The organism is Leptolyngbya sp. PCC 6406 (assembly GCF_000332095.2).
In the GTDB taxonomy this organism is placed as follows: Bacteria; Cyanobacteriota; Cyanobacteriia; order Phormidesmidales; family Phormidesmidaceae; genus PCC-6406.
The window spans coordinates 70551-85614 of the sequence record NZ_KI913950.1 but is presented as its reverse complement, the minus strand read 5'-3'; the positions used below and the strand labels follow the sequence as shown (position 1 = coordinate 85614).

Sequence of the window (15064 nt, the reverse complement as noted above, 5' to 3'; positions counted from 1 at the left end):
ACTTCACGCCACCTGGGTTGGAAGGGTAATTATCTGCTCAGCATATTTTTCTAGCAGGGCATCCTGAATCTCGACCCCCAACCCTGGCACCTTTAGGGGTTTAGCCAAGCCTTGATGGCCAAAGTGAATCGGGCGACGACTCAGATCTTCCCGCAATAACAGGCTGCCGTAGGACCCTTCGCAAAAGCTAATCTCTGGCAAATAGGCCGCCAGGTGTCGTCCAGCAGCAGAGAGAATTGCCGTCTCGCCCACCTGGCAGCCTACTTGCACCTGGATGCCAGCAGTCTGGGCTAAATCTGCGATCGCAAGGGTTGGCCCCAGCCCCCCGCATTTCGACAGCCGCAGATTGAAGCCTCGGCAGGCCCCAGCCTCAATCAGCGCCTTGGCATCCGCCAGGGTAATCAAGGATTCATCCGCCATTTGGGCCATGACTGAGGCCGCTTGTACCCTTGCTAAATCCTGGGGGTCACCGCGCGGAATCATTTGCTCGGCGCTGTCGATCTGAAATTCTGCCAGAGCCTCACAGGTCGCGATCGCACTTTCTACGGTGTAGGCTCCATTGCCATCCACCCGCAGCGACACCTGCGGCCCCACCGCCGCCCGGATCGCCGCCAGCCGTTCGTAATCCGCCTCCCCTGTAATCTTCACCTTCAAGTGGGGCAAACCAAACTGCTTAAACCGCTTGGCGTGTTTCACTGCCCCTTCAATGCTGCTAGCTGTGATCACGCCGCTGTAGGTCACCGAGCGCCGAGGCGGCAAGAGTTCCCCCAGGGAAACCCCGGCAGATTTCAGCAAACAATCGACCAGGGCCAGCTCAAAGCCGCACCGAGCCGCATTCCAGGCCACTACACTTTCAGCAGCCATACCCCCAGCATTGACAACGACCTTATCAGAGTGCCCTGTCGGCACCGCCAACGCCCTGAGCCAAGGAATCGGCTCCTGGCCTGACCAATTGGGATAGTCGAACGCTTGCACTCCAGGCCATAGCGTCCTTTCCATAAATTGCAAACAGCTCGCCACGGTTTCTCCTGTGACGTAGGGCCGAGCCACCGCTTCTCCATAGCCGACGGTGCCGTCCTCAGCCCGGAGCCGCACCACGATTGAATCTGAACTATTGCGGGAGCGAACGCTGTGGGCAAAGGCTTCGACAAAGGGAATCCCCAGGGCAAACAGGGTAGCCTCAACGATTTTCATGGGCAGATCCGGCAAGCTGGGGCAGGTCGGCGAAATATCGCTTGATAAAAATGTTTTCGCGGAAGGTAATGTCGAGAATCGTCTCTAGATCCTCAGCCTCGATCTCGTAATAGGCCAGGTATTGCTCAACGCTGTCTAACCCTTCCTCGGCGTGGCGAATATCAACCTCAGAATGGTGATGAAACCAGACCAGACTCTCTGGGGGCAAGCCGCGATAGGTTGCCAAGGCATGGCCCATGCGCCCAGCCAACCGAGAGAGCATCCACTCGAAGCAGGTCACCTCTAGCAGCACCGACAGCCCCAGTTCCTGTATCGTGCCAAACAGCAGCGGATCGGTGCAAAGCTGCCGGATTTGAGCCTGGGCCGCTTGGGCTAAACGGGCCTGCCGATCGTCATCAAACCCGGCGGCTGTCGCCAGTAGATACAGCAAATCGGGGTGGCAGATCGCCACCTCATCCAGCCCCAGTTCTTCGAGCAGATTGTGTTTGATTTGGGGCGCTGCGGCTGGCGGTGCCACGGCGTAGAGAAAAGCCAGGATTTGGGGGCTTTTGAGATGGGTCTGACAGAGGTTAAAAATTAAAGCATCGTACTCTTGGGCAGATGCCTGTCCTTGCTCTAGGCGCTCAAACCAGGGGGAGCGCTCAAACGCCTGTACTTGGGCAGCATATTGGGCTTCAATCAGGGGACGAATCGCCAGCGCCATCATAAAAAACCTCTGATTGTAGAGCGTCAATCACAAGGGACTGTGCTTAAGCTATCCAGATCAAGCGTTTGTCTATATTAGCCCGAATAATCCGTCAACCTCCTTTTGTTCGACAAAATCATGAAAATACTTGCTGCTCAAGGCTGGGGAGCTTTCATCACCCGTTAGAAGACTAGTACCGAATCAAGCAACCTCATCTAGCTCAGGAATATGCTCGGCTTCATAATTTTCGATTAAGATACTAATCATATCTATAGTTGCCGATCAGCTAGCAATCATTAGTACACGTCATCATGAGAACCAAGATTTAAAAGCAGAATTGATGGCTCTTGCGTCTCCACATTATTATTCACGAATTCAAACAAAATCCTCAGTTTGTAGTCAATTGAAGCCGACCAAATTCCAGCCAAGTCGCCTGTCAGTTTATGGGTTTGTAAGCTGGGATGAAATGGATTCTCAGAGAGTTGACTCAGCGTTTGTTCAATTGCAGAGCGCAAATTTGGATTACGCTTTACCAAGCGCTTAAAGGCTCTCAATGATTTGGGAGTCCAACCAATTTGTCTCATTCGTCTAACTCGGCCATAAAGTCAGCAACAGAACCAAATTGCACTTGACCTTGAGCGTATTCTTGACGGACTTCGGCAATCTCATCCATCAGTATTTTTCGCCGTTGCTCGATGAGTCGCTTCTGGAAAAGTTCAAGTAGAGCTTCCTGATCATTCAGTGACAAGGTTTCAATTGTTTCAATTGCTCTCTGAAAAGTAGAGGATTGTTCAGTCATAGCGATACTCCAAAATGAACCAGAAAATTTTACTAAATGGCATCTAAATCCCTAATATTCTCCTGTTTGAACAACTGCTCCTGTGCCCATTCTCGAAGTTTTTCATCGGGATCATTGAGGGAAACATTTCCCAAAAAATCTTGCGTACTAGGAATGTTTGCCCAGTTACTAGTAATTTGATAAATCGCCTCTCCTCTTACTTCACGATCTATAAAGTCTGTAGCAATTTTTTTCAACCAATCTAAAGTTCTAGGATCGTTTTTGCCAATTTGACTTATTGCTTCTACAATCGCATGGGGTATGTGGGCAGACACTAGTGAATAGAACATTGGTATACTGCCAGTAAAATAATAAATATTATCTATTTCTCGCTTCAAAATATCAATTAATTCTGCTGATACTTTATCTCTCGAAGCGGAATGTTCTATGTCTGAGATGCAATTCGCAGCAAGGAATAAATGCGATAGATATGGATCCAAGCTATTCTTGCTGAGATATTCAACTAACTCACTCGCAAACTTAGGATCAATCGCACCGCAAATCAGCCTCAAAACCTCATGCCAGGTTTCATCTTGCCAGTGTTTTCCAAACACCTCATCGCGCAATTGTTCAAAGGTAAGAGTGCGTTGTTTCTCGAAACGATGGACGATCTCAACGGCGCAAAAATATTCCAAAAAGGTGCGATGCATGAAGCCGTAGGTGTCGGCTCCGCGATAGCAGAGGATGAAGTTGCGCTCTCGGAGTTGGTGAATCAACCGATTGGCTTTTTCGCGGGGGTCGCTGAAGCCCTGATCGCGCAAATAGTCGGTCAAAATTCGAGTGAGGCATTCTGCACTGATGAGATTTCCTTTCAGCCCGTCTTCCCCGGCCTGCATCTCATAGGCAATCAGACGCAGCATTTCCTGCTTTTCCCGTCGCCCGATCGCATCCATCGGAATCTGCAATCGCTTGTGATCCACATCCCAGTGGTAGAGCAACACCCGCGAAGCTTGGTCATACAGGTCGGCTCTGTCGCGGGGTAACTCTTGCCGCCGATTCAGAATTGCCATCATTGTCAACAACAGCGGATTGTCTGCCAGGTTAGCGATCGCTTTGGAATTTGCGATCGCATCCTTCAATCGCTGTTTCAGCCGCACTTTATCCGGATCGCTGCCCATAGAAAGGTCATACCAGCGATCGATGAATTCATGAATTTCGTCGGTATCTAGGGATTGAATTGTGAAGTGTCGGAAGTCACTATGTTGGAGGCGATCGGGATTGTAGCCAATGATGCGAGACGTGACCAACACCTGAGCTTTAGGGTATTGCTGGGAAAAGCGAATGATGTCATCAATGACAGTCGATTGAGTGGCGCGATCGAATACCTCGTCCAATCCATCAAACATGACCAGCGTAGGAGACTCCAGCAAATGCTGATGAAGTTGCTGCTGATCAAACTGCCAATCTACACCGCGACCGCGATGCAAGAATTCCAGAAAGTTCGCAGATGGAGTAATGGCAAACTCCCGCAACTCAATCAATAGCGGCAGCCTTAAGACCTCGGAGGTTTTGAAACCCTCCGAGGTCTGAGCCTCAGCCCATTCCAGGGCTAGGTATTGCAACAGACTGGATTTGCCCGAGCCTGGATCGCCTAAAATCACTGCCCGCTGCGAGTCAGCTACCACTTCTAAAACCTTTCGAGCAGGTTGCTGAAAGTATTCACGACGGTCATACTCTAGGGCTTCAGGAGATAGATCTGCTTCAAGTCGCCCTTCGGCTTGCAGTTGCCGTTTCAAGTCCGAAGGCAGGTCGTAGCGCATGGGGGGCAAGGCTTCTCGCACCGTTTGTTCAATGAACATTGCCCAAAGCTTGATGGCATCAACTCGGTCAGTACTGTCGAGGGTATACAGCTTCAGGTAGCCATAGCTGGACTGCAAGCTGGCTCGATAGGTTTCAACATCAAATCCGGGCGAGAGTTGGGCCGTATTGCGAGCAATGTCTTCTAGCAGGTCAGAGTTCAGAACTTCCCGCAACTCTGAATTCGCTTTAACAATACCCCTGACCTCATACACATATTCTTTGCAGACCCCCCGCCAATCAAACTCTTCTGAAGGAAATTGCCATTTAGAATCTTGATACTGTTGTACCCAAATTTGCTCTAACTGCCCATAATTGATGTTTTTGCAATCCTTGTCAAAGGCTTTTCCCAGGATGGGACGCACTGTCTTATCCTGCACAAACTTCTTGATTTCTGCCTGATAGTGATGCTGAATACTGGTTTCAGGAACGTCGTTAATCTGAAGTTCTTTAATAAATCGCTTGATAAAGTAACCAACTGCCTCTGCCATTGGCGTCTTCAATGCTGAGGCATTGAGTTGGCTGACTCCGCTACTTAGGCAATCCTTAAAAAAGTCTTGAACATACCCCTCCAGGACAGGTTTGCTCAAGTCGAGAACCTGCTCTAGCACTAACTTGCCGAGCTCTATTCCGGTTGTAGCTGCCAACCATTCCAGCATATTGAGGTTTCAATCATCACCCAGCACTCCCTCTAATATCGCATCCATGTTGGGGAGATGCCAGAGATTTCAAGCTCCCGCCACAATAGGCAACCCTGCGCTACCTCTTCCTCTAGCAGGCATTCCGCTACCATCAATGCCTCTGCCAGCAGAAGTCCTCGCCGCAGACCATAGATCAAGCTAACGGCGGCAGCTCGGCGCAGCGGGGAATCTCGCCCTCGGGACTTGTTATTATGCTAATGCAGGTCTAAATCTTCACTGGTTCCCCAGTTCAACGCCATGAAGTCTTTTCTAAGCTACGACCCTTCACCCCTTCACAACGTTCAGGTGAGTAGGCTTAGACGTCAGCATGGCAAAAATACTCTACTATTTTGCCAACCGGGCCTCTAGCACCGCAGGCCATGCCGCGAAGCGCAACCAGGCGGCGGTTGCCCAAGCTGCCCACCAGGTGGCCGAAACCAAGGTGAGAACCGCAAAAGCCACCACGGTTCAACTGGCAGAAACCAGTCAGAAGCGCCGAACGTTACTGGAAATTCGAGATGGCCGCCTCAGGGTTGGGGACAGCATCCTGATTCGGAATATTCAGCTACAGGTGGTGGCGGGAGATCGTATTGCGATCGCAGGGGCCAACGGCTCTGGTAAGTCCAGTCTGGTCAAAGCCATCTTTGCTGAGGCTGAGGCAGTCCGGCTCGAAGCCGCAGATCTACGCCTAGCCGATCCGCTCGCCGTGGTGTATCTCGATCAGACCTATGGATTGATCGAGATACACCACGGCGTACTGGACAACCTGCAAGTCGCTAACCCAGGGCTGCCTTATCAGCAGTTACGCCAGCAACTGGGCCACTTCCTATTCTTTAACCAGGCGGTGGATAAACCGGCCTCAGTCCTGAGTGGGGGCGAACTGGCGCGGTTGGCTATGGCCATGATCAGTGTTGCGACCATCGATCTGCTGATTCTAGATGAACCTACTAACAATCTGGATATTGAAACGGTTGAGACAATTATTGGGGCCATTAATGACTATCGGGGAGCGTTATGGGTGATTTCCCACGACCTCGACTTTTTGAGCCAAATCGAGATCGACCGCGCCTTGACGCTCAAGCACCAGACCCTACACATTCAATCTTCATACTACGGCTGTAAGGTACGATTATGTGCGATTCGTATTACCCCATCACCCAAATCAAATTCACAGACTGAAATCAAGTCGCTTCCAATTCGATGAAATCACCTTTTTTTAAGATTCCTTCTACTAAAACCGCACAGTAAATTCCAGCAAAGTTGCCGTGTGATTGGGCAACCTTCTGCGAAACTTCCGGGTTATGTTCACCCGTATCTGGATCGAGCGAAATCATCTTACAACGCGGGTCGCGCTCAAGAACCATGACCGTCGCAGTTGAACCAATCCGTAGACGGCGACCGACAAAATTATCTTCAGAAAATCCGATTTCGTCTGACGCAAAGTCAAAGTAGACGTTTGCTCGAAAACGCCGCTTATCAATTGGGATTGAGCATTCTGATTCAATTTGTCGAATCGTGGATAAGCTGATTAAGGAAATCGGGCGACAATCGGTTAAAGCCCGGTCTGAACGCACAAGCTTCAGTTGGGTCTTTTCGTCAAGTCCTTCACTCAGTAGTTGTATCAGTTCTGGGTCATCGACAGAAACAGTTTTGCCTGCCGGAGTGACAATGTCCAAAATCATGTCTTCTGGGTCACTATTAGCAGGTGTCACCCCAGGTACTATGCTCGTTGCTTCGATTAAATTTGGTGGTTTCGAGGCTCGTTCCGGGTAGCGATATTGCGGACGATACTGCAACATTTGGTGCTGCACATTCGCGTTCAAATAAGGAAATCCTTTGCGGGCAGTGGAACTTTTGAAGGCATAGCAGCGATCACCGTAGATACCAGAAAATCCCATAAAGATTTCGGGCATTTCCACGCCGCGCATACTTTTAACGGGGTAGCACCACAAGCTTTCAATGGTTCCGATGATTGTCATATCAAAATTAAAAATCTTATTTTAGTTACTCACTGCTCTGCAAAAATATCTAACGTTCTCAACCAGCGGCGGTAGACAACTTTGAAAGCGGCACAGTGACTTCCGTCCGTCTGCTGCGTTGGGGTTGTTATGCGGCATTTGCACTATCACTGATCCGCAATCCAATCTTGACACACCTCGCAAAAAGAGACATCTGCTTCTTCAGAGTTCAAAAGACTTTCCAAATCAGGATGCTCAGGTGGGTTATCGCCTTTTTCCCATTCACCTAAATATTCTATGTAAGTTTGCTCACATTTTGCACACTGACAACCTTCATATTTAGCGCAGCAATTGTAGCAGTAAATGATCGTAGAGTATGACCTTGGATCGGGTAGAACAACTGCTTCTTTTCTAAGTTCATCAAGTTCTTCTAGCTTCTCAGACAAACTTAATCCTAGCTCTAAACTCACGAAATCATCTAAGAAGCGGAATGCGACACCCAGAAATTTATTAACTGCATCTTTATCAAGAGAAGCTTCCTTATGCTCAATATTGTTTCTTGCTTGTCGCAACTCTTCCAGCTCTCCAGCCAACTGATATTTAGCTTCTTGTTTGCTATTTGACTTACATTCCACATAGCTATCCAGCGGAATATTCACTTCATTCACCAACCGCCCAATTGCTTCAACGCAGCTTTATCCCATCACAGTCTCGCTAGCTCTTCTCAAGCCAGCGCGATCGCACACTTCCCCTTCACGCTCCCTCGCCATCCCCGCCAACCGCCCCTACTTAAACCAGGTCTGCTTCAGCCCAGCGACATCCCACCCTGCCAGTTCAGCGGCGGCCTCGTAGGTGCTGTGGAGAAACCCCAGCAGTGCCTGGTCAGGGTCAGCCGCTTCGCGCACCGCCGCGTAGGGCAAAACAAACTCCCCCAGCCCCTCATGGAAAAACGCCGCCTCCGGCTGCACGGCTGCATCTTTGAACCCCTCCGGCATCGGGTAGGCGTAGGAATAAAAAGCCGGATAGCCCAGGCCAGTACCGGGCCAAAACCCAGCACTGCTGACCTCCTGACAGTAGGCTTCTTGAGCCACATCGTCGGGCAGGTTGGGCACCCCCCCAGGATGTAACGGCGCGGGGCGTCCCGAAAACCGCGTCACCGCTAGGTCAAAGCTGCCCCAGAAAAAATGGACTGGGCTGACCTTGCCACAAAAGTGAGCGCGAAACTCGCGGAAGACGCGCTCAGATTGCAACAGCACCCGCCAAAACTGTTGGGCCGCCTCGGCATCGTAGGCTCCATGGGTTTCATCTTGCTCAAAGGGGATCGCGTTTGGAATTTCGTTCGGGGTGGTGTGGATGCACACGGCAACGCCCAACTCCCCCAGGGCTGCCATCACGGCCTGATAAAAGTCTGCCACCGAGCGAGGGCGTAGGGCCACCGTTCGTTCCTGCCCTGCACTGGTAACGATGCGCAACTGGTGATCAAAAAAGTCGAAGCCAAGCTGAAAGATCTGATCATCGTGGGGAATGGTGCCCGTCGTCAGCCCCCGGGCCGTCACATACAGCGGTACATGCCAGGAGTGGTTAATCCACGGCGTTTGTACCAGGCGAATTTTGCCTACAATCTGCGTCCACAGGTGCAGGGTCGTGCAGGTGTCTTGCCAATCGTCCAAACTCAGCGGTGGCCAAAGATGAGGCATAGCAGTTCCCCCAATAGGTCAAGCAACCTCGGCAAAGCTCGTCAGGCGGCTCAATCGCTATGCTACTGCACCTTGGGCGTTACAGATTACAGAAGGCGATCGCCCCCTGCCCCCAACACCCGCCCCTGCCTATTTCCCAACAGATCACCAATTGGGTCTTGGGCAAACTCCAGAGTGAATCACCTCTTCGCCCATGAACTAATGCTATTGTCTGCCCAACTTGAGGGTACCGTGCATGGGCCAGCGCACGGCTGAAGCCAGGGGGGTATTCGGTGAAATCGCGCCAACCCATCTCCCTAGCGCGACTTCATGATCAGCCTTCCCAACCCAGCGCCATAAACTTGTCTACCACCTGGGGCAACTCATCCACCCCAGCCCGACGGCCTCGACTATCGAAGCCACAACCCTTCACCATCGCCATAAAGATGTCGTAATCTCCTTGCGCTACCAACTCCTGAGGGACAAGGCGCTCCAGCACCACAATACTGGTGACAATGCCCACCTTGCACTCCGCTTGCCACACCTCTGGCGGCAGTTGAATGCTGGCCCAAAGTCGAGCCTGCTCTAGCAACCAGCAGCGATCTGCCCCCGACTTCTGGTCCGACAACAATCCATTGGGGGTCAGCATCACCACCACCTCTCCAGGGGCCAGGGAGCGCACACACAACTCTAGAAACAATGCCTCCAGGGCGGCACTCTGCTTAACCCGATTCGTCCGACTCCACTGGGTTGAATCTTTGCCTTCCGAACGCCAGCGGTGGGCCAGATAGAATTTCTCCCCCACCTCAGGCCACAGCGTTCCTTTGCCAAAGGGCGGATTAAGGATCGCCAGAGTCCCCATAGGCAAGATCTCCGCCGGGTCAATCGGGGCCGCCGCCGCACAGTTATCGAATAGCTCTAGCCATTCAGAACAAAGTGAGTTGATCACGGGTTTCTCCTTCCTGGGGTGAATTCACGGTGGCTTTAACCAGGGTGGGGACTTCAGGCACCTTGGCCCACCTTGAGTCCAAGGGCGCGCCGCTAATCAAAGACGTGCCCCTTTGCTCTAGGGCATCCCCCCAAATCAAGTCCCCGCCTAGCTTGGGAATCGGCAACGCCAAGTCCGGGGCATAGAGCATAAAGTTAGCGATCGCACTCTCCAGCAACCGCTTGTCCCGCTCCCACCCCACCATTGCCCTGCAATAGTTCGAGGCCGCAAGGCTCAACCGTCCCGTCCCCAGGCAGGGGTCAAAGGCCCGCATTCTTTGCCCTGAACGACCGCCCACCTGATGCCCCATTGCCGCCATCGCCTCAGCCACCGACGGCAGGGTCGGGTAAAAGCGGCTGTGCTTCTGGCCATACTTCCCCTGGGCCAGGATGTGACCAAAATAATCACTGGGGCAACGCATCAGCAGTTCTAGATCCAGAGTCTGGGCCAGCTTAGGGGTAATGTCTGAACCGCTATAGGGCTGCACTGGCGGGGTGCCTTGATAGGGATGGCCTAGGCCGTAGAGCAACCACCGGGCCAAGAAGCTGACCTCGGTAATGCCCCCCCTGCCGTATCCTCCCAATGCCTTGATACAGGCTTCTATCATCTTTAAGGTGCGCTCAAATCCCGCATCCTTTGGATTCAAGAACGGCACCGGTTCTGGGGGCAGCAACGAGACTGTGCTTTGGGTCAAGGCAAGTCGCCACAGTTCATAGCGACCTTGGTAGGTGGCATCTAGCGTTAGCCACTGGGGCAACAACCAGCCGTGGGCATAGGACATGGATTGGGGACAACGCATCACCCCTACCGGCGATAGCGGCAATCCCTACCTGTCACCGAAGGGTGAGCACAGTTTGGGGTTGAACGACTACGACAAGCTTTTGGCGCGGGGCAAGAATGCGGGGTTCCTAGCCAGTTAAAGGGCGACTTCTGGAATCTCATCAAAGTCAGGCACCCCTGGTATCCTCCTCTCTGGTTCAACGGTGGTTGGGGTTGGAGACTGTCTCAAGAGTTGCTGCTGAATCCATGCCCCGGTCTGGTGCTGCTGCCGGGGGTGCCAGGGAATGACCATTGTTTGAGGCGGATGCTTCAAGGTCAGCGCCACCACCACCAATTTCAGTTGCCCTGGGGCTATCCCCAACACCTGCTGAAAGTGCTGAGTCGCGACCCATAGTTTCACCCGGTCACTCTGGGTGATCTGGGGTCTGCGGATGGCCCAGTCTAATAGTTTGGGTAGCCCTTGGCGATAGCCCACATTCACCGACACCTGCACTTGTACCCCTTGGCCCGCCACCGTCAAGGGAGCCTGGAGTTCCATCCCCAGATGCAAGTAACGGCGGGGAGTTGACAACGATTGGGGCATCACCCCTTGCAATTGGCCAATCAATCGGGCCAGCTTCGGATCTGTGGACACCATGGGACGATAATCGAGCCCCAACTGCGCCTGCCGCATCACCAGCATCAATCGGTCCTGCAAGGTGCGGGTGCTGAGGTGTTCTGAGAAATGTTGGGGGCGGCGCTGGAGGGCATAGCGCCCTGGGCAAATATCCTGGAGGGTAATGATGGGGGGAAGAACCATGGGGAATCAGGGCCAAGAACAGCTCCCCATCCCCCGTTAGGGAACTGTTCCCCTAATCTTCATCCAGTTCGTATTCCTCATCCTCTGGCTCTAGGTCTTGAAATCCCTGGGCAAAGGAGAGGGTTAAATGGCAATGGGTATAGGGAGCCGCAAGACAATGCTTATCCACCTTGGCCTTCACCTGGAAGCCATATTCCCAGGGCTCTCCTGGATGCTTCAGCCCTAGGATCCGATTTAAGGTGAGGCGTAAGGAGGCCCGATAGCTGAGAATGCCATCGGCAACGGGAAAATTAGGGTTACCGTAGAGCACCCCAGCTCGCCGTCGCAGTTGATTCGTGAACAGCACCACCCACCGGCTGCGGCTGCGATTGAGCTGGGCAATCAGATAGGTCAGGGCTTGGTCTAGGGCTAAGGTTTGACCTTGGGTAAAGGCTTCCGGCTCCTCTGGCCAGGGTTCGGGCAGCAAACTGGCCAAGGAGTCCACCACCACCACGCCTCCCAATGGACGGCGCACCAATAGGCGCAATAGGCTAAAGACTTGGCTAACCTCATTTACCTGGGATACCCGCAGTCGGGTCAGATCACACCCTAGGGCTTGGGCACGGTCACCATTGAAGGTGCGGTCGCTATCAATCAATACCGCCAATTGTCCCAAACCCTGAGCCCGAGCCAACAGGTGCAGCGCCAAGGTGGTCTTGCCACTGCCCCCATAACCCGACAACTCTGTAATCCGGCCCTGGGGTAGGCCACCCCCCAGAATGGCATCGAGGGGGTCGAGGCCCGTGGCAAAACTAGACAGATGCAAATGGGGTTCATGCGCGGCATACCAAGGGGTGACAGCCGCGCGGCCTGATGGGGATAGGCAGGAACGGCGATAACGGGCAGGATATCGAAGCATCGCTTGCTCTCTATAGGGGAACACCCTCCCCGGCGATAGCCCTATCCCCTTGGCCCCTTCCAGGGTTTAGGGCTCCCTGCAACACCGCCAGCCCCATCTGCTTAATCAAGCCCTGGTTCTTATCTGGGCAATGCCATTGGGCCAAGCACTTGGGACAACCCGCAACACAATCACAGCCCTCCGCTAGGGAGATCGCCTGGGGCACCAGCTGATCCCAATAGCGCAGAATCGCCTCTGTGGCCCCATTGCCCCCATCACTGGTATCAAACCAAGCCCCACTCACCTGTCCCACCCTCGGTTGCTGGCAAATAAACTCCAAATCCCCTTGGCTGTGCAAAACCACCAAGGGCAGCGCCAACATCAACTGATGACCCAGGCTATGAATGGCAACCAAGTCGCTGGGGTGGTCCCATAGGGCTTGATACGCCCCCCGCTGCTCGTGCTCCTGAAATTGCTTCCTCAAGCGACGGTTATAGCCCTCCAGGTAGTCCTTCGCCGCCCCATTCAAGCTCAGCTCCAGAATCGGACTCTCGAAGCTGGTGCGATACACCTTTGGCTCTAGACTGCGGGTCTCAATCACCTCCACAATCTCTGCTCGACGGGTGGTCTGACGGCATTGGGGGCATTGGCCATAGTCCAGCAGGGGCTTTTTGAACTGGCTACATTTTCTGCTCAAGCAGGTGCGCTCATAACGACGCTCTTGCACGTCATAGCCCTCCATCTGTTGCACGATGGGGCCATAGTTTAGAGTCAGGGTCAGCGCGGGGGTGCCCTGGGCCGGGGGCCAATGCAGCGGTACCGTTACCGGCGCAGTGAGGGGCTGACTTCCCTGGATGTCCGTGGTGCCCTGGACTGCGGTGAACCGGGTCTCAAGGGGGTAGGCTTCTAAGTCCGCTTTATCCCCATGAAATGCCTTCACCCGAAAGGTCTGCATCTGGCCCGATTCGTCCTGGCGGCGGTAGATCGCTCCGGCAAATACTTCCCGGTGGGCGATATCTTTGGACATCGACTCCACGGTTCGACCTGTCCCCAGGTCAATCAAGTCCACCATGCCGACACTCGTCCCCCCCCGAAAGTTGACGCTGCCATGGGGGTAGCCTGTGGCGTACAGTGTCCCATCCCGGCGAGACTTCAGCTCCCCTTGCTGGCGCAAAAGCTGGGCAATCCCTACCGCATCGGGGCCAAAGTACGCTTTCACCTGGTCGGCTTTAATCCCTGATTCAGAGGCGCTGCACAGCAGGTGTTTCGCCACCATCACGGGGTAATCGGGATTGAAGTGAATCGCTTCGGAAGGACTCAGCAAGGGTTCCGGTTGGCTGAAGTGGGTGTCCAGCAAACTGGTGGCCATGGGAATCAAGATGGCAAGACCGCCCTGTTGTCGTCCGGCTCGACCGATGCGTTGCAGGAAGCTCATCACACTACCGGGAAAGCCCCTCAAGATGCAGCAATCCAGTTGGGGTAGATCAATGCCCGCCTCTAGGGCTTCGGTGGCCACAATCCACCGCACCGCTCCCGACTCTAGCTGAGCCACAATATCCCGACGGCGCGATTCATCCAAGGAGCCATAGAAGCTTGCGACCTGACTTTGGAGGTGGCCCCAACCCCGATGTTGCGCTTCCTCTGATAGCAATTGCACAATTCGTTTGGTTGCCTCCCGTGAATTGCAAAAGGTAATCCCCTGCATCCCTTCGACCATCAAGCTCACCATCACCTTCGCCACATCCCCATCAATGTTGCGACTGGCTTTGGCTACAATTAAGCGCTTTTCCGGAGCCGCTGCGCCACTGCGATGAATCCAAGTCAAGCGGGTATTTTTACTCCCATCTAGATTCACCGCAGGCCGGGAGATCAAACTACCCGCCAGCTCTCGGGGGTTACCAATGGTGGCAGAGAGGCAAATGAATTGCAGGTGATCGCTATGGCCACCACAGGCATCTATCGCTAGCCGCAGCCGCCTCAGTAACCAGCACAGGTTGGCTCCAAACACCCCTTGATAGGTATGCAGCTCGTCAATCACCACATAGCGCAACTGGGCCAGGAAGCTTTGCCAGGGCTGCGACCAGTAGACCCGGCGCAGTTCGTGGTGTAGCAGGTCTGGGGTCATCGCCAACAGGTGGGGGTTCCTGGCCAATAGGGCATCACGGGTCTCTCGGCCCTTCACATCCCCCGTCAGCTTGACTAAACCCACCTCAGGACCTTCTATCTCCCCCAGCAAGGTTTCGAGCTTGGCAGCTTGGTCGCTGGCCAGGGCCTTCAAGCCATAGAGCGATAGACACCGATGTCCTTGTAAAATTGCGCCTTCTAGCACCGGCACGTAGGCCGCTAGGGTCTTGCCCGCTGCGGTGGGGGGCGTTAGGACCAGGTCTTTGCCCTTGCGAATCACGCCATAGGCTTTGGCCTGGTGGCTGTAGAGCTGCTCAATACCAATGCGCTCTAGAGCTTGGCGCAGCGCTGCGGGCACTGTCTCTGGAATCGGCACCAGGGTAGGGGCTTGGGCGGGCCAAGTCGTTTCCCAGTCGGTGAGTTGTTCCAGGGTGGTCTCTACCGCAACGCCAGTTTCGACCCTAGCAGCGGCGGGTGAGGGTAGGGCGGCAGCAGCAGGTGCCTCTGGGGTTGGACTGTCGTACCAAGCTGACCCCAGGAGTTGAGCAAAGTTAGGTGGGCTCATGGCCGCTCTCCTTAAAAAACCACCCCCCACCCCCATCGGGGGTATCTCGGGCTCAGGATTCGGGGGTCAAGATTCGGGCGGCATCGGGCCACCCATTCCCCTC

General features: G+C 53.8%; 15 protein-coding genes. 2 read left to right on the top strand and 13 right to left on the bottom strand.

Annotation, left to right across the window (positions count from 1 at the left end):
* Positions 1-3: 3 nt before the first annotated feature.
* The 5 genes from LEP6406_RS0224910 to LEP6406_RS0224895 all read right to left on the bottom strand — a co-directional run bounded on the left by LEP6406_RS0224910 (position 4) and on the right by LEP6406_RS0224895 (position 5173).
* Positions 4-1194 (bottom strand): mandelate racemase/muconate lactonizing enzyme family protein, encoded by a 1191-nt coding sequence (locus LEP6406_RS0224910; protein WP_008319489.1) that lies wholly within the window; start codon positions 1192-1194, stop codon positions 4-6.
* The gene (locus tag LEP6406_RS0224905) at positions 1181-1900 is read right to left on the bottom strand and encodes an iron-containing redox enzyme family protein (RefSeq protein WP_008319488.1); all 720 of its coding nucleotides are present in this window, start codon (positions 1898-1900) and stop codon (positions 1181-1183) included. Before LEP6406_RS0224905 ends, LEP6406_RS0224910 begins: the two co-directional genes overlap by 14 nt.
* Before the next feature lie 275 nt (positions 1901-2175).
* The gene (locus LEP6406_RS35770; RefSeq protein WP_008319485.1) at positions 2176-2463 is read right to left on the bottom strand and encodes a type II toxin-antitoxin system RelE/ParE family toxin; all 288 of its coding nucleotides are present in this window, start codon (positions 2461-2463) and stop codon (positions 2176-2178) included.
* On the bottom strand, positions 2460-2678 hold the full coding sequence (locus LEP6406_RS0224900) for a hypothetical protein (RefSeq protein WP_008319483.1): 219 nt from the start codon (positions 2676-2678) through the stop codon (positions 2460-2462). Before LEP6406_RS0224900 ends, LEP6406_RS35770 begins: the two co-directional genes overlap by 4 nt.
* Positions 2679-2710: 32 nt before the next feature.
* Complete coding sequence (locus LEP6406_RS0224895) at positions 2711-5173, bottom strand: NACHT domain-containing protein (protein WP_008319481.1); 2463 nt, start codon at positions 5171-5173, stop codon at positions 2711-2713.
* Positions 5174-5522: 349 nt separating this feature from the next.
* Here LEP6406_RS0224895 and LEP6406_RS31705 point away from each other — a divergent pair, with 349 nt between their 5' ends.
* Positions 5523-6398: an ATP-binding cassette domain-containing protein gene (locus LEP6406_RS31705; RefSeq protein WP_008319480.1), complete on the top strand. Its 876-nt coding sequence runs from the start codon at positions 5523-5525 to the stop codon at positions 6396-6398.
* Here the strand turns inward: LEP6406_RS31705 and LEP6406_RS0224885 are convergent.
* The 5 genes from LEP6406_RS0224885 to LEP6406_RS0224865 form a co-directional block, all read right to left on the bottom strand.
* Entirely contained in the window at positions 6376-7173 is a 798-nt protein-coding gene (locus LEP6406_RS0224885) for an MOSC domain-containing protein (protein ID WP_008319478.1), read from the bottom strand. The genes LEP6406_RS31705 and LEP6406_RS0224885 overlap by 23 nt on opposite strands.
* Before the next feature lie 146 nt (positions 7174-7319).
* Entirely contained in the window at positions 7320-7820 is a 501-nt protein-coding gene (locus LEP6406_RS0224880) for a hypothetical protein (RefSeq protein WP_008319476.1), read from the bottom strand.
* Positions 7821-7937: 117 nt separating this feature from the next.
* Complete coding sequence (locus tag LEP6406_RS0224875) at positions 7938-8849, bottom strand: DUF5996 family protein (RefSeq protein WP_008319473.1); 912 nt, start codon at positions 8847-8849, stop codon at positions 7938-7940.
* Positions 8850-9162: 313 nt separating this feature from the next.
* A complete protein-coding gene (locus LEP6406_RS0224870; RefSeq protein WP_008319472.1) occupies positions 9163-9777 on the bottom strand; it encodes an N-6 DNA methylase in 615 nt (204 codons plus the stop codon).
* Positions 9755-10597 carry a hypothetical protein gene (locus LEP6406_RS0224865; RefSeq protein WP_008319469.1) on the bottom strand — a complete coding sequence of 281 codons (843 nt, stop codon included), beginning with the start codon at positions 10595-10597 and terminating at the stop codon, positions 9755-9757. The genes LEP6406_RS0224870 and LEP6406_RS0224865 overlap by 23 nt, the downstream gene beginning before the upstream one ends.
* Between LEP6406_RS0224865 and LEP6406_RS33220 the strand changes: the two genes are divergently transcribed.
* The gene (locus LEP6406_RS33220) at positions 10596-10736 is read left to right on the top strand and encodes a hypothetical protein (RefSeq protein ID WP_155834873.1); all 141 of its coding nucleotides are present in this window, start codon (positions 10596-10598) and stop codon (positions 10734-10736) included. The two genes, LEP6406_RS0224865 and LEP6406_RS33220, sit on opposite strands and share 2 nt — an antisense overlap.
* Here LEP6406_RS33220 and LEP6406_RS0224855 read toward each other — a convergent pair.
* The 3 genes from LEP6406_RS0224855 to LEP6406_RS29665 are packed head-to-tail and all read right to left on the bottom strand — an operon-like array spanning position 10733 to position 14961.
* Entirely contained in the window at positions 10733-11395 is a 663-nt protein-coding gene (locus tag LEP6406_RS0224855; protein WP_008319468.1) for a hypothetical protein, read from the bottom strand. The genes LEP6406_RS33220 and LEP6406_RS0224855 overlap by 4 nt on opposite strands.
* A 52-nt stretch (positions 11396-11447) precedes the next feature.
* Positions 11448-12293 (bottom strand): ATPase domain-containing protein, encoded by an 846-nt coding sequence (locus LEP6406_RS29670; RefSeq protein ID WP_008319465.1) that lies wholly within the window; start codon positions 12291-12293, stop codon positions 11448-11450.
* A 10-nt stretch (positions 12294-12303) separates the two neighbouring features.
* Positions 12304-14961, bottom strand: a complete 2658-nt coding sequence (locus tag LEP6406_RS29665; RefSeq protein WP_008319464.1) for a DEAD/DEAH box helicase — start codon at positions 14959-14961, stop codon at positions 12304-12306.
* Positions 14962-15064: the final 103 nt, after the last annotated feature.